This window comes from uncultured Sphingomonas sp., assembly GCF_964244265.1.
Classification (GTDB): domain Bacteria; phylum Pseudomonadota; class Alphaproteobacteria; order Sphingomonadales; family Sphingomonadaceae; genus Sphingomonas.
Genome location: NZ_CAXTHV010000038.1, coordinates 1 through 21,086, shown reverse-complemented (window position 1 = coordinate 21,086; position 21,086 = coordinate 1). Strand labels below are relative to the sequence as shown.

The following is a 21,086-nucleotide window of genomic DNA, read 5'->3' as shown; positions in this document are numbered from 1 at the left end:
GCATGACGCGGTCGCCCCGAAAGGGGCGGCCCTATTTATTTCTGACGGAGATGCCAGTGGCCCAGCCGCTCATGCCACACGCCACCGCCTCCTGGATGGTCGACAACACCTCGCTCTCGTTCGAGCAGATCGCGGAATTTTGCGGGCTGCACATACTTGAGATCCAGGCGATCGCCGACGATACCGCCGCGACCAAGCTGACCGGGCGCGACCCGGTGCGCGCGCACGAACTCACCCAGGACGAGATCGACAAGGGCCAGGCCGATCCCAGCCATGTGCTGCAGATGCTGAAAGGGCCCGAGCAGGTCCGTCGCACCAAGGGCCCGCGCTATACGCCGGTGTCAAAGCGCCAGGACAAGCCCGACGGCATTTCATGGATCATCCGCAATCATCCGGAAATCACCGACGGACAGATTTCGCTGCTGATCGGGACGACGCGCACGACGATCGCCGCGATTCGCGACCGCAGCCACTGGAACATTGCGAACATCACGCCGAAGGACCCGGTTACCTTGGGGCTGACGACGCAGCGCGAGCTCGATGCGGCGGTGGCCAAGGCCGCCAAGGCGGCCGGGCTCGAAGCGCCCGTCGATACGCGGCTTGAAGGCGATCGCGAGGCGTTGATAGAGCAGCTGCGGGCCGAACGCCTGCAGGCGGCGCGTGACGCCGAGTTGGCCGCTGCCGGCGCCGGCGAAGGCCCCGCGCCCGAACATACCGCCGAGACGCTGTTCAAGCACTGAGCGTAAGATCGCCGGCATTGGTTATGGCGCCGGGGTTACGGCGCCAGCCTCTGCGGCTGCGCTTCCGCCAGAATCAGCGCGAAGCGATCGTCGGGGTCGGTCCATTCGTCGACTGGAGTCCAGCCGCCGGCGCGCAGCAGCAGGCGCGCGTCGCGCGGCCCGTATTTGTGGCTGTTCTCGGTATGGATCGTCTCGCCGGCGGTGATCGCGAACGGTCGGCCGTCGATTGTGAAGGTCGCGTCGCGCGTCGCCTCCAGATGCATCTCGATTCGTGCGCGGTCATCGTTCCAGATCGCGCGGTGGCGAAACGCGTCGATCGGGATGGTCGCGCCCAGTTCGCGGTTGATCCGTTCGAGCAGGTTCACGTTGAACGCCGCGGTGACCCCGGCGGCATCGTCATAGGCGCGCTCCAACTCCGCCCGGTCCTTGATCCGGTCCATCCCGATCAGCAGCATCGCGCCGGTTCCCAGAGACGACCGCATCGCCCGCAACAGGTCGGTCGATGACGCCGCGACCATGTTGCCGATCGTCGACCCCGGGAAGAAGCCGAGCTTGGGCAGGTCCGCGACCTGGGCCGGCAAGGCGATCGGCCGCATGAAGTCGCCCTCGACGGGCAGCACAAGCAGGCCGGGAAAGCGCTGCGCCAGTCGCGCCGACGATATGCGCAGGAAATCGCCCGATATGTCGATCGGCACGTAAGCCGCCGGATCGACCGCCTGGAGCAATATCGGGGTCTTGGTCGACGATCCCGATCCGAATTCGACCACCGCGCGGCCGGGGCCGACCCGTTCGGCGATCGCGGCGGCGGCGTCGCGCAGGATCGCGGTCTCGGTTCGTGTCGGATAATATTCGGGCTGGTCGGTGATCGATTCGAACAGTTCCGATCCACGATGGTCATAGAACCAGCGCGCCGGGATCGCGCGCGGGCGCAGCGCGAAACCCGCAAGCACGTCGGCGCGAAACGTAGGGTTGGCGAGGCTCGCCTGGCCGTCTTCGATCTCTGGCTTCAACACATGTCTTCCCCTGCGTGCGATGTCGTCGACGGCGGCCGGAACCTAAAGGTCGCGCGCCAGCCGCACGCCGGTGAATTGCCAGCGCTGGTGCGGGTAGAAGAAGTTGCGATAGCTCGCGCGCGCATGGCCCCGCGGCGTCGCGCACGATCCGCCACGCAGGACGAATTGTCCGCTCATGAACTTGCCGTTATATTCACCGATCGCGCCATCGGCCGGGCGAAAGCCGGGATAGGGGCGGAACGCGCTGCCGGTCCATTCCCAGACATCGCCAAACGGCGCCGGCGCGGTGATGGCAGGGCGCGGCTCGACGGGACCGGCGGCATCCGTCTGGTTGCCGTCGCCGGCATCATGGGATGCGGCGAAAGCTTCCCATTCGGACTCGGTCGGCAGGCGAGCGCCAGCCCAGCCGGCATAGGCATCGGCCTCGAAGAAACTGACATGAGTGACGGGCGCCGCGGGGTCGATCGCGCGCCGTCCGTCCAGTCCGAACCGCGTCCACATGCCATCGCGCCGCTCCCAGTAGAGCGGCGTCGCAATGTCCTCGCTCTTGACCCAGGTCCAGCCGTCCGACAGCCACCAGGCCGGATCGGCATAACCACCGTCCTCGATGAACGCCGCCCATTCGCCGTTGGTCACCGTCCGGTCGGCGATCACATGCGGCGTCAGCAGCGCCCGATGGCGCGGCCCTTCGCAATCGAAGCCGAAGCCCCCGCCGTCATGGCCGATCTCCACCGTCCCCCCGGGATGCGCGATCCAGCCGATCGGTCCCGGCAAGGCGACCGGCACCTTGCGTGCGGCGGGCCATAGCGCCGGTTCGAGCGGGTTGAGCGAAAACAGGTGGAGGATGTCGGTGACCAGCAGCTCCTGGTGCTGCTCCTCGTGGTGACAGCCCAGGGCGACTATCGCGCCGGCCGCGGGCGCCAGCGCGGGCAGCGCCTCGGCCATCGCCACGTCGACATGCGCGCGATAGGCCAGCACCTCGGCCAGCGTCGGGCGCGTCATCATTCCCCGCCGATCGCGGCGGCTGCGTTGCCCCTCTGCCTCGTAATAGCTGTTGAACAGGAACGGCCAGCGCTCGTCATGCAAATGATATCCCGGCACATGGTCGCGCAGCACGAACGTCTCGAAGAACCACGTGGTATGCGCCAGATGCCATTTGGCCGGTGACGCATCCGCCATCGACTGCGCGGTGGCATCGGCATCCGACAGCGGCGCGGCCAGCCCTTCGCTAAGCGCGCGTACCGCCAGGTAACGATCGGCAAGTGCGGAACGGCTTGGTCGGGAGGATACGATCCTTCTCACTTCGTTCTCTTAAACGACGGCGCCGGAGCGCGCAATTGATCAGGTCAACGCCGGCTTCAGCGCGTCGCCCCGGGAACCCACAGAACGTCGCCGTTCGCGGTTCGGTTCACGAATCGTGCCGCAACGAACAGAAAATCGCTCAATCGATTGAGATAATGCATCGCCGGCGGGTTGATCGGCATCGCCTCGGCCGCTGCCACCGCGGATCGTTCGGCGCGGCGGGCGATCGCGCGGGCGAGGTGCAGGGCCGCCGCCGCCGGGCAGCCGCCGGGCAGGATGAAGCTGCCGAGCGGATCGAGATCGGCGTTCATCGCGTCGATCTCCACCTCGAGTCGCGTGACCTGCGCGGGCGTGACGCGCAGTGCGCCGGCGATGCCGTCGGCGGTGGCGAGATCGGCGCCAAGGTCGAACAGGTCGTTCTGGATGCGCCGCAGCGCCGCCGGGTCGTCGATCAGCGTGGCGGCGACGCCGATCGCGCTGTTTGCCTCATCAACGTCCCCGATCGCCGCCATCAGCGCCGCCGCCTTCGATATACGCGATCCGTCGACCAGCCCCGTAATGCCGTCGTCGCCGGTCCGCGTATAGATCTTGTTGAGCTTTACCAGCGGCTTGACCGGTCAGCCGGTCTTGCCGGCCAGGAACAGGATCAGCACCACGATCAGGATCGCGATCGCCTGGAAGAAGATGCGGAACTGCATCATCTTGTTCGATTTGAGCGCCGACGCGCTCGGTCCGGCCTTGCCGCCGTGCACCTCTTCGGTCGAGGTCTTGAGGAACATGATTATCCCGCGCGCCAGGGCGGCAAGAGTGGCGATCATCGCTGCGATCAGCAGGATTGCGAGGAACGTCTGCATGCGGTTTATCTAATCGCTCACAAGCCCAAAGCCAATGGGCAGCTCCCCGCGCCGCAGGCGATCGGCCAGTATCCGGCCGTCAGGAAACGCCCGCCGCAGGTCCGCCAGCGCCGGCGCGCCAGCGCGCTTGGCCAGCCGCTCGCCCCGTGCATCGACCATCAATGCATGATGACGATAGGTCGGCGTCGGCAGCCCAAGCAGGGCTTGCAGCAATACCTGCACGCCGGTCGCCGCGAACAGGTCGCGACCGCGCACGACATGGCTGATCCCCTGGTCGGCATCGTCGACGGTTACTGCCAGGTGATAACTCGCCGACGCGTCCTTGCGCGCCAGCACGACGTCGCCGTTCGCGACCGGGTCGGCACGCTGGTCGCCGGCGATCTCGTCAACCCAGTCGAGCCGGCCCGCGGCAGCGGCGGCGCGCACGACGTCGATCCGCCAGGCATGCGGCGATGTCATCCGCGCGGCGCGCTCGTCGGGCGACAGCGCCCGGCATGTCCCCGGATAGATCGCGCCACCCGGCCCGTGCGGCGCCGATCCCGCGGCGGCGATGTCGGCGCGGGTGCAGAAGCACGGATAAAGCCAGCCGTTCTCGTGCAATCGTGCTAGCGCCGCGTCGTACAGCGCCACCCGCGCCGACTGGAAGACTATCGGTTCGGCCCATTCGAGCCCCAGCCAGCGCAGCTCGTCGAGGATCGCGGCGACGAATGCGACGCGCGACCGGGTCTTGTCGATATCCTCGATCCGCACCAGGAAGGCGCCGCCATCGCGCGCCGCGCGATCATGCGCACAGATCGCCGACCACGCATGCCCCAGATGGAGCGGCCCGGTCGGCGACGGCGCGAACCTTGTGGATATCCGGCGGTACGGCCCTTGACCGCGAGTCGCGGGCTGTGCTGTCATCATGCCGTCATCCTAGTCGGGTTAACGCCCGCCAGGAAGCGAAGGGGCAGGGGCGTGTTTCATCCCGATCTCATCCGCCACCCGGACGGTTGCCCGGCGCTGGTGCTGAACGCGGACTATACGCCGCTGAGCTATTACCCACTATCGGTGTGGCCGTGGCAGACTGCGGTCAAGGCGGTGTTCCTCGACCGCGTCGACATCGTCGCCAATTACAACCGCGAGGTGCGCAGCCCCAACCATATCCTGAAGCTGCCGTCGGTCATCGCGCTGAAGCAGTTCGTCAAGCCCTCGCAATTCCCGGCCTTTACGCGATTCAACCTCTTCCTGCGCGATCGCTTCGCCTGCCAATATTGCGGCGGGGCCAAGGATCTGACGTTCGACCACGTCATACCGCGCGCGCAGGGCGGGCGCACGACCTGGGAGAATGTCGCGACGGCGTGCGCGCCGTGCAACCTGAAGAAGGGAGGCCGTACCCCGCGCCAGGCACGGATGCCGCTCCACATCGAGCCGATCCGCCCGACCAGCTGGCAATTGCAGGAACATGGCCGCGCCTTCCCGCCCAATTACCTTCACGACACCTGGCACGACTGGCTGTACTGGGACATGGAGCTGGAGGCGTGAGGTCCGTTTGAAATGGGCTGAGGCGCGGCGCCACCGGGACGCGCTCACCATCGGCAAAGCATGCGCCGCGCTCATCTAGATCATCGTACCGCGCCCGCAGGGGATCGCATCGGCCGGATCGAGCAGGCGAAAACGGATTTACGACGGTCTTGATGCGGTGCAGCAAAGGGGATGGCCGACCTTCCCTCGATCACCAACAATGCCGATGTCCGCTTCCTGGGCAAGCTGCTCGGCGACGTCATCCGAGTCTATGGTGGGGACGCGTTGTTCAGCCGGATAGAATATATCCGGGCGGCCTCGGTCGATCGCCATCGCGGAGTCTCCGGCGACAGCGAACTCGGGCTCGACCGGCTGACACTCGACGAGACGCTCGATTTCGTGCGCGGCTTCATGCTGTTCTCGATGCTCGCCAATCTGGCTGAGGATCGTCAGGGCGTGACCGCCGAAGCCGGCGCCGATGTCGCCGCCGCGCTCGACCGGCTGGCGGCCGAGGGAATTGACCGCGCGGCAGTGATGGCGCTGCTGGATCGCGCGCTGATCGCCCCGGTGCTGACCGCGCACCCAACCGAGGTGCGGCGCAAGTCGATGATCGACCACCGCAACCGCATTGCCGAGTTGATGCGCCTGCGCGGTCGCGACGTGGCGACGACTGTCGACGGCGACGACGTGACCGAGGCGATCACCCGCCAAATCGCCCTGCTGTGGCAAACCCGTGTCTTGCGGCGCGAGCGGCTGTACGTGACCGACGAGGTCGAGACCGCGCTCAGCTATCTGCGCGACGTGTTCCTGCCGGTGCTGCCCGCTCTCTATCAACGCTGGGACAAGGCGCTGGGCAATCGCGCGCCCAGCTTCCTGCGTCCCGGCACCTGGATCGGCGGCGACCGTGACGGCAATCCCTTTGTCGTCGCCGAATCGCTCGACACCGCGCTGTCGCGGTCGTGCGAAACGGTGCTCGGCTTCTACCTCGATTCGATCAACGCGCTGGGCGCCGAGCTATCGATCTCGACCGAACATGTCGGGGTCCCCGACGACCTGCTCGCGCTGGCCGACGAGAGCGGGGACAAGGCCGCCAGCCGCGCCGACGAGCCTTATCGCCGCGCCTTGTCGGGCATCTATGCGCGGCTTGCCGGGACACACCGCGCGCTGACCGGGCGAGCGCCGGCCAGGCCGACATCGCTGTACGGCGCGCCCTATCCCGATCCGCAATCGTTCCGCGCCGATCTCGTGACGATCGCGCGTGCGCTGGCTCAGGACGCCAAGGGGCCGCTGGCGTCGGGCGGCGCGCTGGGACGGCTTATCCGCGCCGTCGACACGTTCGGCTTTCACTTGGCGACGCTCGACCTGCGCCAGAACAGCGCGATTCACGAAGCGACCGTCGCCGAACTGCTCAAGATCGCTGGGGTCGAGCACGATTATGCCGCGCTCGACGAGGAGGCGCGGGTCGCGCTGCTGCGCCGCGAGTTAGGGAGTGGGCGGCCTTTGGCCAGCCCCTTTGAGATTTATTCGGAGGAGACCGCGAGCGAATTGGCGATCCTGCGCGCCGCCGCGGACGCGCATGCACGATATGGGCCGACGTGCATCCGCCAGTATATCGTGTCGATGGCGAGGTCGGCCAGCGACCTGCTTGAAGTCCATCTGATGCTCAAGGAGGCCGGGCGCTATATTCCCGGCGATCCGCCGAAAGCGGCGATCATGGCGGTGCCCCTATTCGAGACGGTAAGCGACCTGGAGGCGGCGCCCGGCATCATGTCGGCCTATTTCGCGCTGCCCGAAATCGCCGCGATCACGGCCGTGCACGGCGTCCAGGAAGTGATGATCGGCTATTCCGATTCGAACAAGGACGGCGGCTATCTAACCTCGACCTGGCAGCTCAGCCGTGCGTCGGAGGCGCTGGAGCCGGTGTTCGCCGCCGCGGGGATCGGCATGCAGCTGTTCCACGGGCGGGGCGGGGCGGTCGGGCGCGGCGGCGGATCGAGCTTTGCGGCGATCCGCGCCCAGCCGCCGGGATCGGTCCAGGGCCGTATCCGCATCACCGAACAAGGCGAGGTGATCGCCGCCAAATACGGCACGCGCGAAAGTGCGATGACCAATTTGGAGGCCATGGCGGCGGCGACCCTGCTGGCCAGCCTGGAACCGCCGACCCTGTCCCCTGCCGATACCGGACGGTTCGGCGCGGCGATGGACGAGCTGTCCGCTGGGGCCTTCCGCGCCTATCGCGCGCTGGTCTACGGGACCGAGGGATTCCGTACCTTCTTCCGCCAGATGACCCCCATCGCCGAGATCGCCAACCTCAACATCGGCAGCCGCCCGGCATCCCGCAAGCAATCTGACGCGATCGAGGATTTGCGGGCGATCCCCTGGGTGTTCAGCTGGGCGCAGGCGCGGGTCATGCTGCCCGGCTGGTACGGCGTAGGACACGCGCTGACCGAATTCGCCGACAAGGGCCTCCTGCGCGAGATGGCGCAGGGCTGGCCGTTCTTTGCCGCGACGCTGGCCAACATGGAACAGGTGATGGCTAAATCGGACATGGGCGTCGCCGAACGTTATGCTGCCCTGGTCGAGGATCGCGCATTGTCGCAAGCGATCTTCCCGCGCATCCGCGACGGCTGGGAACAGGCCTGCGCGGGCCTGCTCAAGGCGACGGGCCAAGCGCGGCTGCTGGAGGCAAACCCTGCGCTGGAGGCGTCGATCCGGTTGCGGCTGCCCTATATCGAGCCGCTGAACCTCCTCCAGATCGAACTGCTCAAGCGCCGCCGCGCCGGCGAACGGGACGACCGGATCGGCGAAGGCATCCTGCTGTCGATCAACGCCATCGCGACGGCGCTGCGGAATTCGGGTTGACCATCTGTCGGGTGACGTCCGCTACTTCCCCAGCCCCATCCGCTGCAACTCCTTGTGTCCCTCCAGCTGGTGCTTCAGCGCGCCGGCGACGTGGAGGAACACCAGCAGATAGACCAGGTACGCGATCAGGCTGTGCGCCGCGCCGGCGCGATCGTGGATCATCTGCCTGGTGTCGGCGGGCAGGTCCATGATAAACCCCAGCCGCGGCCATTCGAACGTACCGAAATAGTGATTGGGGTGCAGGGCTGCGTCCTTGTACGCCGAATCCATCACCCAGCCGCTGACCGGCATGGCAAAGATCACGAAGTACAGCCCCCAGTGAACGATGTGCGCCGCTGCCCCTTCCCATGACCTGTAGCTGGTCGGGAACGGCGGCGGCCGGTGGCCGACGCGCCATAACAGCCGCAGGATCGCGAGCCCCAGCACGGTGATGCCGATCGACTTGTGGGTGTCGATCATCGGCCGGACATACTCGCCGATGGCGGGATGGGCATCGCCCAGCGGCCACAGCCAGGCCAGCGCGACATTGGCCACGACGCCGATCGCGACCAGCCAATGCAGCCAGATCGCAACCCTGGTATATCGTGTCTCCACGCTTTTGCTCCTGCCGTAAGCCGGCGTTCAGGCTAGAACCGCCAGGGAACGATAGCTAGGGGCATGCGTGGCCTTATTGCGACTCGCTCGCTTATTTGGATGTCGATGCTCCAGCTTATCCCGGCGGCGGCGCTCGCCCAGACTTTCGCACGGGCTTCGCCCCGGCTCAATCCGCGCCGTGCCGGCTGGCCCAGCCGTGCGATCCGTGCGGCGGTGGTCGCGGCATTTGTCCTGCTGGTGGTCCAGGCGTTCCTGCGCCAGGGCGTGCTGGTCTGGTCGATCGGGGTGACGTACATCCTCTATGACACCGCGCTCCTGATATTCACCGCGATCAAGGTACGCCGGCTGGATCAGGCCGCTCTGCCGATGGTCGCCGGTGTGCGACCGACACTCGCGGTGATCGTCGCTGCGCGCAATGAGGCGGCGGTGATCGACGTCACGATCGATCGGCTGGCGGCGCAGGACGAGGCGCCAGACCTGATCCTGATCGCCGATGATGGATCGGACGACGCCACGCCGGGGGCGCTCGCGCGCTATGGCCTGGTCCCGCCCATGCTCGGCGACATGAGCGATCCCGCGCCGGGCCTGCCGGCACTGCGCTGGCTGCGGCTGGCGCATGGCGGCAAGGCGCGCGCGCTCAATGCCGCGATCCTGCATGTGACCCAGGACGTGGTGATCACCGTCGATGCCGATACGTTGCTCGATCCGGGCGCGATCGCGGCCATGCGCGCCGCCTTTGCCGCCGAGCCCGAACTGGTCGCAGCGACGGGCGTGATCCGACCGATCTGCGGCCCCAGCCTGCAGGGCCGCGTGTTCCAATGGTTCCAGACCTATGAATATGTCCGCAACTTCCTGTCGCGTTATGCCTGGATGGAGGAAAACAGCCTGCTCCTGATCTCGGGCGCGTTCGCGGCGTTTCGTCGCCGCGCGGTGGTCGAGGTCGGCGGGTTCGATCCCGATTGCATGGTCGAGGATTACGAGTTGATCCACCGGCTGTACCGCCACGCCGCGGATACCGGCCAGAACTGGCGGGTGCGCGTGGTGGGCAATGCGATCGCAGCGACCGACGCGCCGGCGACGTTGCCGTCGTTCCTGCGCCAGCGTCGCCGCTGGTTCGGGGGGTTCCTTCAGACGCAGCACTGGAATCGCGACATGGTCGGCAATATGCGATACGGGAAGCTCGGGCTGGAAATGCTGCCGGTCAAGGCGGCCGACACGATGCAGCCGGTTTTCGGGCTGGCGGCGTTCGCGATCCTGATCGTCGTCCTGGCGACCGGCCGGTTCCGCATCGTCGTGCCGATCCTGGCGATCATGGTGGCAAAGGTCGCGATCGACCTGACATTCCACTTATGGTCGCTGCGGCTTTATGCGCGCTGGACCGGGCAGCGCAGGGGGCCTGGCTGGGGACCGGCAATGGCCGCCGCGCTGATCGAGCCGTTCAGCTTCCAGCTGTTCCGCCATTGGGGCGCGATCCTGGGATGGAAGGCTTTCCTTACCGGCCGCGAGACCTGGGCCCGGCAGAATCGCACCGCAATCGCCGAGGTCAAACGCAGCGAGTAAAGGCGCCGACCCCGACCGGCCTCTATTTGTTGTCGAGCCAGGCGAACGCGTTCCGAAGGTACGGATCGGCCTTCAGCACGTTGCGCGCACTCTTCTTCGGCTTTCCGCGATCGCTGTCGCTCGGCGTGCTCGCTGCCGCCATGCGCTCCAGCTTCTCGTCCGGATCGGCGACCGAGACCCGGGCGCCTGCTCCCCCACGGACATCGTCTCGCGTCATCGCCCCCGCCGTCAGCGGAATGCCCGACACGATGATCGCCGCGGCCAAGAGACGTAGGTTGCGCATGACATTCTCCCGATAGATCGACTTGTGATATACTGTATCAATACATCGGGCAACGGACGATCGTCGCGGAAAGGTCATAATCTGCGCGCAAGGGAAGGTAGGTTGCGGTAAGGTACTCGGCGAGGAGGATGACGTGCGGCGTAACGTCCTGATCTGTGCGGTACTTCTGGCGAGCCTGTCGACCTCGGCCTTGCCCGCGGACCGGCAATATGCGGGCTATCTGGCCCCCGGCGCGTTCGACGTCTCGACGGTGCTCGAGCCCGCGCCGCGCGAGGGCGATCCGAGGTACGAGGCGGATCGGCGGATCTTCATCGCGACCCGCGCGCTGCTGAAGACGCCGCGCGGCGCGCTGGCGACGAGCGATGTCGACTATTCGCCATCGGCGATGATGCGGGACTTCAGCTGCGCCGTCGGCGTATCGCTGACCCCGCAAAACGCGCCCGGGGTGTTACGGGTGATCGCGCGCGCGGGGATCGACACCGGCGCCCAGACCAATCTCGCCAAGAAATTCTACAAACGGTCCCGCCCCTATCTGATCGATCAGGGTGCCGTCTGCCAGCCGACCTCGGAGCTCACCGACAGTTACGATTATCCGTCGGGCCACACGACATGGGGCTGGACCTGGGCGTTGCTGTTGACCGACCTGGCGCCGGATCGGGCGCAGCAGATCCTGCATCGCGGGCGTGCCTATGGCGAAAGCCGGTTCGTCTGCGGCGCGCACAACGAAAGCGCGGTGGAGGCGGGGATGGCGTCGGCCAGCGCGACACTGGCGATTGTCCGGACCAGGCCGATGTTCCGGACCGATCTCGAAGCGGCGCGAAGCGAGCTGGCCGCGTTACGATCCGATCCGACCGCCGCAAAGCCCGCCGGGTGCGCCGCCGAAGAGGCGCTGATCGCCGAACCTGTCATGCCGGTGCTTGCCCGCTCCCCTTAATTCCTGCCAGGAAACACGCTGTCATGCCAAAGCCGTACGAACCGCTTTCTGCCCCCCACCGGCAGGGCGCATCGATCGATCGACGGATCGTCCTTTCCGCCCTGGCCGGGGGCGTCGCGTTGATCGGGGCGCCGTCGATCATCCGTGCGCAGCAGCTGTTTACCGCCTACCCCTTTCGGCTGGGCGTCGCCGCGGGCGATCCCCTGCCGGACGGCTTCGTGATCTGGACCCGGCTTGCCCCCGATCCGCTCGACGATCATGGCGGGATGCCGATCGCGACCGTCGCCGTCGATTGGGAGGTTGCGGCGGATGACGGCTTTCGCACGATCGCCGCCAAGGGCTCGGCGCTCGCCCGGCCCGAACTCGCGCATTCGGTGCATGTCGAAGTGACGGGCCTCCAGCCCGGGCGCCCCTATTGGTATCGGTTCCATGTCGGGCGCGAACGATCGATCGCCGGCCGCGCCCGAACGCTCCCCGCCATCGGCTCGGCGGTCGAGCGATCGCGGTTCGGCGTGGCGGGATGCCAGAATTACGAGGACGGGCTCTATACCGCGTACCGCCATCTTGCCGAGGAGGATGTCGATTTCGTCTTTCATTACGGCGACTATATCTATGAGGGGCGCAGCGCCCCGGTGCCGATGGGGTATGACGGCAAGCCCCGCGCCTTCGTCCGCGCGCATGACGGCCAGCTGCTGATGGACCTGTTCGACTATCGCCGGCGCTATGCGCAGTACAAGCTCGATCCCGATCTGCAGGCGGCGCATGCCTCGGCCGCCTGGTTCGCGACGTTCGACGATCACGAGGTCGAGAACAACTGGGTCGGAGAGATCGACCAGAACGATACGCCGCCGGAGATATTCGCGCTGCGCCGCGCCGCCGCCTTCCAGGCCTATTACGAGCACATGCCGTTCCGCCGTGTCTCGTTCCCCGGCCCCGACGGCATGCACATCTATCGTCGGGCGGCGATCGGCAATCTGGTCGACCTCCACCTCCTCGACACCCGGCAGTTCCGCACCGACCAGCCGTGCGGCGACGGGTTCAAGCCCTATTGCGCGGGTTGGGACGATTCCAAGGCGCAGGTCATGGGCAGTACCCAGGAAGCCTGGCTGAGCCGCAATCTGCGCGATCGATCGGCGCGATGGAATGCCATCGCCCAGCAGGTGATGGTGATGCCGCTGGACCGCCGCACGGGCAATGATGAACCGGGTCCGGTGCGCAACATGGACAGCTGGGGAGGGTATAATGCGCCGCGCGAACGGTTCCTGAAATCGCTCCGCGGTCTCGGCAACGCGGTGGTGCTGACCGGCGACGAACACCAGAATTTCGCCGGCGAGCTGCGTAGCGACAACGGCAAGGGCGAGGCCGTGGCCGTCGAATTCGTGGGGACGTCGATCTCGTCGGGGGGGGACGGCGCGGTCCTGCGCAAGGGGGCAGAGCGCATCCGGGCGAACAATCCCTTCCTCGCTTATTCCAACGATCATCGCGGCTATTTGATCTGCGACGTGACCGCGGACCGCTGGACGACGTCGTTCCGTACCGTCGATCGCGTGTCGGTCCCGGACGTGCCGGTGACGACCGCCGCGACGCTGACGGTCGAACATGGCCGCGTGGCGCTGGTGACGTAAGGGGCGGCGTGATGGCGATCGGCCATGGTCCACCACCGACCGGGGGCGCGATCCGCGTCGGGATCGGCGGCTGGACCTATGAACCGTGGCGCGGCACGTTCTTCCCCGACAAATGGCCGCACAAGCGCGAGCTGGAATATGCCAGCCGCCAGCTGACGGCGATCGAGGTCAACGGAACATATTATTCGACGTTCAAGCCGGCGACCTTCGCCGGGTGGGCCAAGGTCGTGCCGGACGCCTTCGTCTTCACGGTCAAGGCGTCGCGGTTCTGCACCAATCGCAAGGTATTGGGCGAGGGCGGCGAGTCGATCGCGCGCTTCTGTGGCCAGGGCCTGGTCGAGCTGGGCGACAAGCTCGGGCCGATCCTGTGGCAGTTCATGCCCACCAAGAAGTTCGATGCCGACGATTTTGCCGCCTTCCTGAAACTGCTGCCGGCCCGGCAGGACGGGGTTGCGCTCCGCCATGCGGTGCAGGTCCGGCACGGCAGCTTTCACGTGCCCGAATTCATCGCCTTGTGCCGCGCCGCCGGGGTGAGTCTGGTCTATGCCCAATCGGCCGACTATCCGGCGATTGCCGATGTGACGGGCGACGTCGTCTATGCGCGGCTTGAATCGGCGATCGAGGAGGAGCCGGCGGGCTATGCTCCCGCTGCCCTGGACCATTGGGCGACCGTCGCGCACGAATGGGCGGCAGGCGCGAGCCCGGCCGGCCTGCCCTGTGCCGCCGCTCCGCCGCCACGCAAGCCGCGCGACGTGTTCGTGTTCATGATCAATGGCGCCAAGGTGCGCGCGCCGGCGGCGGCACGCGCGTTGCTCGATCGATTATAAGGCAGTCAATTCGCCGCGGGCGCGGACGAGCTGGGCAGCATCTCCGGACCGGCGACGCCGCCGGTCAGCGCGGTCGCCTCGATCGTGTCCAGCGCGCGATGGGCGTCGACGAAGCGCCGCGCCGCCGCCATCCAGCGCGGTGCGCGCGCTGCCCCGGGCAGCCGCGCCGCCTCGGCCGCCGCCGCTTCGACCTGACGCTGATCGAGGAAACGGCGGATCCGGTCGAGCCGTTCGCCGGCATCCGGCGATGGCGCGCCCTGGCGCCGGATCACCACCATGCCGCCCAGCCTGCGCCAGAAGGCGCCGAGCCAGCCATCATCGCCGGGGCCGAAGGCAAGCTGGGGGCCGATCGTGTCGAGGCTGAGGCGCAGGTCCTCGACCGTCACCGGATCGCGTGCGGTCTGGATGATCGTATCGACCGCCCCAGGCTGGCTCGCGCCGAAACGCGCGCGGAGCTGTTGCTCGAGATAACCGAGGCCCAGGCCGCGATCGATCGCCCGGCGCGCGGCAAACGCGATCAGCAGCCCCTCGGCGCGGGCGGCATTGCCGCCGGCGGCGTCGGCCTGGACCGCGACAGCGCTGGTCCGCGCCTCCAGCCCGGCCAGTTGCGCCGCCAGCAGCTGCTCGCGGGCATCGAGCGATGCCGCGTCCGGCGTGGGCGCCGCCGCGCGTGTCGCAGGGGCTCGGGGCTGGGGCACGGCGCCGATTGCGGCGACCGTCGGTGACGGCGCGGGCGCGGGTCCGGACCGCCGGGTCAGCCCGGCGGCAATCGCCGCACCGATCAACAAGGCGGTGATCGCGATCGCCACCGCGTTTCGCAGCGGGATCGCCCGCGCGGCGCGCGTCGGATCGGTCGGCGCGGTTTCGCTCATCGCCGCCTTATCCGCCTCGTCCGTCGCCTGGTCAATCGGGCAGCCTTGCCAGGTGCGCGGCGAGTTCGACCAGCGCCCTGTCGTCCGGCGTCGGCGCGACGGCCACGGCATGCCAGAAGTCGCCCGTGGCGGCGGCCACGGCGGGACTGATCGCGGCAATCCTGACCGCCGTGCGATCGATGCCGCACCGGCCGGCCAGTGCGGACAGCCACTGCCCGGCGCGGGGCGAATGGACCAGCGCCACCGTGCCCAGGAGGCGCTCCAGCGCATCGCACGTCAGCTGGACAGGCACCATCGCATAGACCGGGATGGTGGCCGCGACCATGCCCGCCATCATGTCGCCATGGTCGCGTCCCGTCAGCCACAACGCGTTTTTCACCCCCCTGCTCTCCATGGCGGCGGCGAGCGCGGCGGCGTCGGCCGTGCCGGTCAACGCCACGGCCAGCCCGGCCGCACGCGCGGCGCGGGCGGTGGCGGCGCCGACCGCGAACGCGGGCAACGCCTGGTATCGGGCCAGCGTGGGCCCCGCCAGCCGTACCGCATTGGCGCTGGTCAGCACGATCGCATCGAAATCGAGCGGCGCCGGCGGCACCCAATCCAGCGGGCGCGCGGCGAACAGCGGCAGCCGGACGACGCTCAGCCCGATCGCCTCGATCCGGGCGGCGGTCGCCGCATTGCCGGGCTCGGGACGCAGCACCGCCAACGCGCGCCTCATCCCGCAAACGCCGCGCGTATTGTCGCCGGCGCGCGCACCAGCAGCGCGCGCGCCAGGTCGCGGGCGAGCGCCTCGCCATCGCTGCCGGTCGCGTCCGCGGCGATGTGGCCGACGCCGTCCTCCGAATAGAGTTCGGCGGCCAGCGTCACGCCATTGTCGCCGATCGTCGCCAGCGCGGCGACCGGCGAGCGGCAGGTCGCGCCCAGCGCCGCGAGCAGCGCGCGCTCGCACTCGACCGCACGGCTGGTCGCGGGATGGTCGATGGCGGCGACCAGCTGGCGCGTCGCTGTGTCGCTGCGGCGCACCTCGATCCCGATCGCGCCCTGCGCCGGCGCGGGCAGCAGCTCGCCGACTGCGATCGTCGTTCCGACGGCGTCGCGGCCGAGCCGTTCGAGCCCCGCCGCGGCGAGCAACGTCGCATCGGCTTCGCCCGCCGCCAGCCGCGCCAGCCTGGCATCGACATTGCCGCGGAACAGCACCACCGACAGATCGGGCCTGGCACGCAGCACCTGCGCACGGCGGCGGGGGCTGCTGGTCCCGACCGTGCCACCGCGGCGGATCGCCGCCAGGCTGGGCGCGCCGACCAGCCGGTCGCGGACGTCGGCGCGCTCCAGCATGGCCGCGATGACGATCCCGCCCGGGCGCAGCGTCTCGACATCCTTCATCGAATGCACCGCCAGGTCGATGGCGCCATCGAGCAGGGCGCGATCGAGTTCCTTGGTCCACAGCGCCTTGCCGCCGATCTCGGCGAGCAAACGGTCCTGGATGCGGTCGCCGGTGGTGCGCACGACGACGATCTCGCAAGCGATGCCGTGCGCGGCCGCCAAAGCGTCGCGCACCATGCCTGCCTGGACCAGCGCCAGCGGCGACCCGCGGGTGCCGATTTTGAGCGTCGGGATCATTCCTCTCCGTCGGGCCGGCCATCGAACTCAGCCCCGCTTGCCGGTTAGAAGAAAGTACCGCCCTTCGACAAGCGCGGGGCGAACGGTTACGGGGATGCGTGCTGATCCTGGGCCTCGAATCGTCGTGCGACGAAACCGCCGCCGCTATAGTGAGCGACGATCGCCGCATATTTGCGCATCGGCTCGCCGGACAGGAGGCGGCGCACCGTCCCTATGGCGGCGTCGTCCCCGAGATCGCCGCGCGGGCGCATGTCGAGATGCTCGGTCCCCTGGTCGCGGCGACGCTCGACGAGGCGGGGATGACGCTTGCCCAGGTCGATGCGATCGCCGCGACCGCGGGCCCCGGGCTGATCGGCGGGGTGATGGTCGGGCTGGTCACCGGCAAGGCGCTGGCCCATGCCGCGGGCAAACCGCTGATCGCGGTCAATCACCTGGAGGGCCATGCATTGAGCCCGCGGCTGGTGGATCCCGATCTCGGTTTCCCCTATCTGCTGCTGCTCGTATCGGGCGGCCATTGCCAATTGCTATTGGTCGCCGGCGTTGGGCGATACCGGCGGCTGGCGACGACGATCGACGATGCCGTGGGCGAGGCGTTCGACAAGACCGCCAAGATCCTGGGGCTGGGCTTTCCCGGCGGCCCGGCGGTCGAGCGCGCCGCAGCGGCCGGCGATGCGATGCGCGTGCCCTTGCCGCGTCCCCTGTTGGGCTCCGACGAGCCGCATTTCTCGTTTGCCGGGCTGAAGAGCGCGGTGGTGCGCGCGCATGATAGCGGGAGATGGACGGTCGGGGACATTGCCGCCAGCTTCCAGGCGGCCGCCATCGATTGCCTGGTCGACCGCACCGATCGCGCACTGCGCCGGATCGACCCGCCCGCCGCCTTGGTGCTGGCCGGCGGGGTTGCCGCCAATCGCGCGGTACGGCTGGCGTTCGAGCGGCTGGCAGCGGCGCAGGCGATGCGGTTTGTCGCGCCGCCTGTGTGGCTGTGTACCGACAATGCGGCGATGATCGGCTGGGCCGGGGTCGAGCGCTTCGCCGCCGGGCTGACCGACCCGCTCGACGTCGCCGCGCGTCCGCGCTGGCCGCTGGATCCCTCGGCCGAGGCGGTGCGCGGCGCGGGCGTGAAGGCGTGAGCGCCGTGGCATGAGGATCGGCGTCATCGGCGGCGGCGCGTGGGGCACCGCGCTGGCACAGGTAGCCGTGCGGGACCGCGAGCCGGCGACACTCTGGGCACGCGAGCCGGAGGTCGTTGAATCGATCAACGCGACCCATGTCAACGCGCTGTTCCTGCCGGGCGTGCCGCTGTCGCCGTCGGTGGTCGCGACGGGGGATATCGACGCGCTCGCCGGCTGTGACGCCATTCTGGTCGTGGCGCCGGCACAGCATGTCCGCGCGATCCTGGGCGCGCGTGATTTCGGCGCGACGCCGTTGGTATTGTGCGCCAAGGGGATCGAGGCGGGGACGCGGATGCTGGTCGGCGAGGTGGCGCGCGCGGTTCAGCCCGCGGCACCCATCGCGGTGCTGTCGGGCCCGACCTTTGCCCATGAGGTCGCCGCCGGCCAGCCGACCGCGGTAACGCTGGCCTGTGCGGACCCCGCGCTGGGCGCCGCGCTGGCCGAACGGATCGCATCGCCGGCGTTCCGGCCCTATGCCTCGGACGACGTCACCGGCGCGGAGATCGGCGGCGCGGTCAAGAACGTGCTCGCGATCGGCTGCGGCGTGGTCGAGGGGGCGGGGCTCGGACAGAATGCGCGCGCCGCCTTGATCGCGCGCGGTTTTGCCGAAATGGTCCGGTTCGGCCTGGCGCGCGGCGCACGCGCGGAAACGCTGGCGGGCCTGTCGGGGCTGGGCGACCTGGTGCTGACCTGCTCGTCGACCAGCTCGCGCAATTTCTCGCTGGGGGTCGGCCTGGGCAAGGGCCGCCCGGCCGCGGCCCTGCTCGCTGATCGGCGGACGGTGGCGGAAGGCGCGTTCACCGCACCCGTGCTGCGCCAGGCGGCCGAGGAAGCCGGGATCGACATGCCGGTATGCGCGGCGGTATGCGCGCTGCTGGACGGAACTCCGGTCAATGACGTCATCGGCGCGCTGCTGGCCAGGCCGCTGAAGGAAGAGCGGGATTAACCCCCGCACCGCTGATCCGGAATGGACCCAGGTCTTAATGGACCCAATTAAGCTGCATGAAACTGCCCATCCTGGCCGCAATTATTAGGTTCTTGGACGCATTTAGACTTACCTTCAACCGCGCTTGGACTCAATTGGGCTGCCGCCAACGCAACCAGCGCCTCGACGCGCCGAAAAACAGGCTGCGCATCCTTCGATCCTGACACGACCGAATGCACACCCGCGTCGGCCAGTGCCGGCAGCAGCAGGCTTCTGGCCGTGCCAGTCGTTCTCTCCAAGGCGCCAATTGAGATTAAGTCGCGCTCGAGATCGGCAAGCGATGCCAGCGCAGGGCCATACGCGATCTGGCCGTTCCGCACCGCGCGCCTCACGAATAGGAGGTGCCCGGCCGCGCGCAGCTTGGATAGCGTGACCTTGGTAAGCCCCGTCCTGACGGCCGCGTCTGCGGGGCTGATCGATGGTTCGGGGTGTGCCGCGCGCGGGCGTATACGGCGGCGGTGACGTGGTCGCGGAAGAAGGTCGAAACCGACGTCGAGCACACCCGGCCGTCACGATCCCGGACGCCGAACGCCTCCATGCGCACGAGGCTGCGTGCCGCTTCGGGATGGATGCCGTGCAGTCTAGCAATCTCCTGTGGGCAGACCGTATACGTCGCCTGGCGCAAGGCGGCGAGATCGGCCTGGCTGACGGACACGGCGCAAAGCCCGTCGGCGACCGTTCCGCACCTCGATATCCTCAGCGTTCCCTCAAGCACCTCCCGACAGGCCCCGTTCAGCGACACGGACATGTTGCGACACGCGACTGGAAGCGGAACGAGGTCGGGTCCGGGGAGCGGCACGGTGCGCTCGAGAACTTCAGCAAGAAGCACGTCGGCGACGTCCGTTGCTCCCCGAGGCAATGCTTTGAGGATGATCGGGTCGTTTACGAGGCGACGCGCCTGGCCGCGCCCCACCCCCAACGTCGCCCGCGGCGGCGTCGAGACCGCCCGTCCGAGCAGACCGTCCACCGAGGCCGCGTCCAGCGCGAAGGGCACCCCGCGACGGGAACCCTCGGGAATGGACTCGCTCGCCTCGAGCAGACGGCGCGTGGTCGCGTAGGATCTGCCGATGCGCCGGGCCGCCGCCGTGGCGCTTATGGTCGGTGGCACGGCGGCGCCTAGTCGTTCCTCGTCACGCGCGATGATCCCGTTGGCGACTGCATGCCCGCGCAGGACCGGGGCGACCAGTTCGGCCGTCGCATGCGGAGCGTCGCCCACGCAGATCTCCGAATACAGCCAGCCGTATGCCGACAGGAGGCCATCCGCGGCGCTGGCGGGCCGCGTGGCGACGAGCCTGTCGAGAAGTTCCCGGAAGCCCGTCGGCCATGCCGCAGCCAGCAGAAGTCCGTGCGAACGATCCCCCGGCAGGTCCTCCTCCGACCGCCGCGGCTTCACGGGCCGCCGGTCGAGCCGCGCCGCGCCGAGAAGCTCCATCGTCCTGATGGCGTCGACCAGCTCCATTCCATCGAGCGCGGGAACGGGTTCGGCAGCGCCGTATGACAGGCGCGACAGGATGTATGACGCCACCGCCGGATCACCGTCCGTCGCTACCTGCGGCCCATGCTCCGCTCCGCAACCGCAGCGGAGCAATCCATGTCGCCAACTTTGGACCACGCCGCACGCTTCACAGCGATCGGTCATCTGCACACCGTGGCGAGCGCAGACGTCGATCGACCGGACATCCCACCACGACCGGCTCGTTGCCCACCATCCCGGCTCGATCCCCATCGCCCGCGCCTCCGACCGGTCCTCGTCGACGCAGAGCGGACAGCGCCGCCGCGAGCGCACCGACCAGTCGCCCAGTCGAAGCACCTGGCCGCGCAGGCGGACCGTGCGAGCCGCGGCCTCGACCACCGGTGAGTCGGCCTCCACCTTGTCGGCATCCAGCCCGGACTTGTCCGCGAACGGGCGGACGCCGACCCCCTTCACCAAGTCGGGCAGCGGATGACCGAGATTCCGTGCAAGGCGAAGGGCGTCCGACGTTCCCCACCGCGATCCGAGGCGTGCACCGGCCGCGTGGCACGGCTCGCACTCCCGACCACGCAGCGTGAGGGGGAAGCGTCCGTCCACCTTCAGGCCGACGCCACAGACCGTTGGCCGATCCTGCGACGCCCCCGGCGCTCAGCCTCGGCGTCGGCCTTCGCCTTCGCCGCCGCCGCGATCTGCGCGGTCCAGATGGCCTTCACCCTGTCCGGCTTGCGCCGCGAACCCCTGCGCGCTGGCGAGCACCTGCTTGGGCCAGTCGAGATCGTCGTCGTCGGCGATCACGACGACGCCCTCGCCGGCGTGCCCCGTCGCCTCCATGCCGCGCTCGACGAATACGTTGACGCTCTCGCCGTTGTTCG

General features: G+C 68.4%; 21 protein-coding genes. 9 read left to right on the top strand and 12 right to left on the bottom strand.

All coding sequences use genetic code 11. From position 1 onward, the window contains the following. Window positions 1–56: 56 nt before the first annotated feature. On the top strand, window positions 57–740 hold the full coding sequence (locus tag ACFE7K_RS13920) for a cell cycle transcriptional regulator TrcR (protein ID WP_375398799.1): 684 nt from the start codon (window positions 57–59) through the stop codon (window positions 738–740). A gap of 35 nt (window positions 741–775) precedes the next feature. Here the strand turns inward: ACFE7K_RS13920 and egtD are convergent, their stop codons facing one another. The 5 genes from egtD to gluQRS form a co-directional block, all read right to left on the bottom strand. Then, the gene (egtD, locus tag ACFE7K_RS13915) at window positions 776–1,753 is read right to left on the bottom strand and encodes an L-histidine N(alpha)-methyltransferase (RefSeq protein ID WP_375398798.1); all 978 of its coding nucleotides are present in this window, start codon (window positions 1,751–1,753) and stop codon (window positions 776–778) included. A gap of 42 nt (window positions 1,754–1,795) precedes the next feature. Next, entirely contained in the window at window positions 1,796–3,001 is a 1,206-nt protein-coding gene (gene egtB / locus ACFE7K_RS13910; protein WP_375398807.1) for an ergothioneine biosynthesis protein EgtB, read from the bottom strand. 110 nt (window positions 3,002–3,111) lie between these two features. Beyond that, a complete protein-coding gene (locus ACFE7K_RS13905; protein ID WP_375398806.1) occupies window positions 3,112–3,660 on the bottom strand; it encodes a cob(I)yrinic acid a,c-diamide adenosyltransferase in 549 nt (182 codons plus the stop codon). 12 nt (window positions 3,661–3,672) lie between these two features. Further along, complete coding sequence (locus ACFE7K_RS13900; protein ID WP_375398797.1) at window positions 3,673–3,909, bottom strand: twin transmembrane helix small protein; 237 nt, start codon at window positions 3,907–3,909, stop codon at window positions 3,673–3,675. Window positions 3,910–3,918: 9 nt separating this feature from the next. Next, window positions 3,919–4,815: a tRNA glutamyl-Q(34) synthetase GluQRS gene (gluQRS, locus tag ACFE7K_RS13895; protein WP_375398796.1), complete on the bottom strand. Its 897-nt coding sequence runs from the start codon at window positions 4,813–4,815 to the stop codon at window positions 3,919–3,921. Window positions 4,816–4,866: 51 nt separating this feature from the next. Here gluQRS and ACFE7K_RS13890 point away from each other — a divergent pair, with 51 nt between their 5' ends. Together ACFE7K_RS13890 and ppc are read left to right on the top strand one after the other, a co-directional pair. Continuing rightward, the gene (locus ACFE7K_RS13890) at window positions 4,867–5,433 is read left to right on the top strand and encodes an HNH endonuclease (RefSeq protein WP_375398795.1); all 567 of its coding nucleotides are present in this window, start codon (window positions 4,867–4,869) and stop codon (window positions 5,431–5,433) included. 171 nt (window positions 5,434–5,604) lie between these two features. Continuing rightward, window positions 5,605–8,274: a phosphoenolpyruvate carboxylase gene (gene ppc, locus ACFE7K_RS13885; protein ID WP_375398794.1), complete on the top strand. Its 2,670-nt coding sequence runs from the start codon at window positions 5,605–5,607 to the stop codon at window positions 8,272–8,274. A gap of 21 nt (window positions 8,275–8,295) precedes the next feature. Here the strand turns inward: ppc and ACFE7K_RS13880 are convergent, their stop codons facing one another. Further along, on the bottom strand, window positions 8,296–8,868 hold the full coding sequence (locus tag ACFE7K_RS13880; RefSeq protein WP_375398793.1) for a cytochrome b: 573 nt from the start codon (window positions 8,866–8,868) through the stop codon (window positions 8,296–8,298). 105 nt (window positions 8,869–8,973) lie between these two features. Between ACFE7K_RS13880 and ACFE7K_RS13875 the strand changes: the two genes are divergently transcribed. After that, window positions 8,974–10,428, top strand: coding sequence for a glycosyltransferase (locus ACFE7K_RS13875; RefSeq protein ID WP_375398792.1), 1,455 nt, complete (start codon window positions 8,974–8,976; stop codon window positions 10,426–10,428). 22 nt (window positions 10,429–10,450) lie between these two features. On the opposite strand, the gene ACFE7K_RS13870 is transcribed toward ACFE7K_RS13875, so the two are convergent. Next, window positions 10,451–10,711 carry a hypothetical protein gene (locus ACFE7K_RS13870; RefSeq protein ID WP_375398791.1) on the bottom strand — a complete coding sequence of 87 codons (261 nt, stop codon included), beginning with the start codon at window positions 10,709–10,711 and terminating at the stop codon, window positions 10,451–10,453. A 133-nt stretch (window positions 10,712–10,844) separates the two neighbouring features. Here ACFE7K_RS13870 and ACFE7K_RS13865 point away from each other — a divergent pair, with 133 nt between their 5' ends. From ACFE7K_RS13865 to ACFE7K_RS13855, 3 genes are read left to right on the top strand one after another with little or no spacing between them, the layout of a single operon-like run. Then, window positions 10,845–11,645 carry a phosphatase PAP2 family protein gene (locus ACFE7K_RS13865; protein WP_375398790.1) on the top strand — a complete coding sequence of 267 codons (801 nt, stop codon included), beginning with the start codon at window positions 10,845–10,847 and terminating at the stop codon, window positions 11,643–11,645. Between the two features lie 23 nt (window positions 11,646–11,668). After that, the gene (locus ACFE7K_RS13860; RefSeq protein WP_375398789.1) at window positions 11,669–13,270 is read left to right on the top strand and encodes an alkaline phosphatase D family protein; all 1,602 of its coding nucleotides are present in this window, start codon (window positions 11,669–11,671) and stop codon (window positions 13,268–13,270) included. Window positions 13,271–13,281: 11 nt separating this feature from the next. Beyond that, the gene (locus tag ACFE7K_RS13855) at window positions 13,282–14,097 is read left to right on the top strand and encodes a DUF72 domain-containing protein (protein WP_375398788.1); all 816 of its coding nucleotides are present in this window, start codon (window positions 13,282–13,284) and stop codon (window positions 14,095–14,097) included. Between the two features lie 5 nt (window positions 14,098–14,102). Here ACFE7K_RS13855 and ACFE7K_RS13850 read toward each other — a convergent pair whose 3' ends face one another. The 3 genes from ACFE7K_RS13850 to hemC are packed head-to-tail and all read right to left on the bottom strand — an operon-like array spanning window position 14,103 to window position 16,586. Then, complete coding sequence (locus ACFE7K_RS13850) at window positions 14,103–14,969, bottom strand: hypothetical protein (protein ID WP_375398787.1); 867 nt, start codon at window positions 14,967–14,969, stop codon at window positions 14,103–14,105. 31 nt (window positions 14,970–15,000) lie between these two features. Beyond that, window positions 15,001–15,684 (bottom strand): uroporphyrinogen-III synthase, encoded by a 684-nt coding sequence (locus tag ACFE7K_RS13845; protein WP_375398786.1) that lies wholly within the window; start codon window positions 15,682–15,684, stop codon window positions 15,001–15,003. Beyond that, window positions 15,681–16,586: a hydroxymethylbilane synthase gene (gene hemC / locus ACFE7K_RS13840; protein WP_375398785.1), complete on the bottom strand. Its 906-nt coding sequence runs from the start codon at window positions 16,584–16,586 to the stop codon at window positions 15,681–15,683. Before hemC ends, ACFE7K_RS13845 begins: the two co-directional genes overlap by 4 nt. Window positions 16,587–16,684: 98 nt before the next feature. Here hemC and tsaD point away from each other — a divergent pair, with 98 nt between their 5' ends. Further along, window positions 16,685–17,716 (top strand): tRNA (adenosine(37)-N6)-threonylcarbamoyltransferase complex transferase subunit TsaD, encoded by a 1,032-nt coding sequence (tsaD, locus tag ACFE7K_RS13835; RefSeq protein WP_375398784.1) that lies wholly within the window; start codon window positions 16,685–16,687, stop codon window positions 17,714–17,716. A gap of 10 nt (window positions 17,717–17,726) precedes the next feature. Next, entirely contained in the window at window positions 17,727–18,704 is a 978-nt protein-coding gene (locus tag ACFE7K_RS13830; protein ID WP_375398783.1) for an NAD(P)H-dependent glycerol-3-phosphate dehydrogenase, read from the top strand. Between the two features lie 367 nt (window positions 18,705–19,071). Here the strand turns inward: ACFE7K_RS13830 and ACFE7K_RS13825 are convergent, their stop codons facing one another. Further along, window positions 19,072–20,811 carry a TniQ family protein gene (locus ACFE7K_RS13825; protein WP_375398782.1) on the bottom strand — a complete coding sequence of 580 codons (1,740 nt, stop codon included), beginning with the start codon at window positions 20,809–20,811 and terminating at the stop codon, window positions 19,072–19,074. A 51-nt stretch (window positions 20,812–20,862) separates the two neighbouring features. Next, window positions 20,863–21,086: hypothetical protein (locus ACFE7K_RS13820; RefSeq protein ID WP_375398781.1), on the bottom strand; the 224-nt coding region annotated here is incomplete at its 5' end.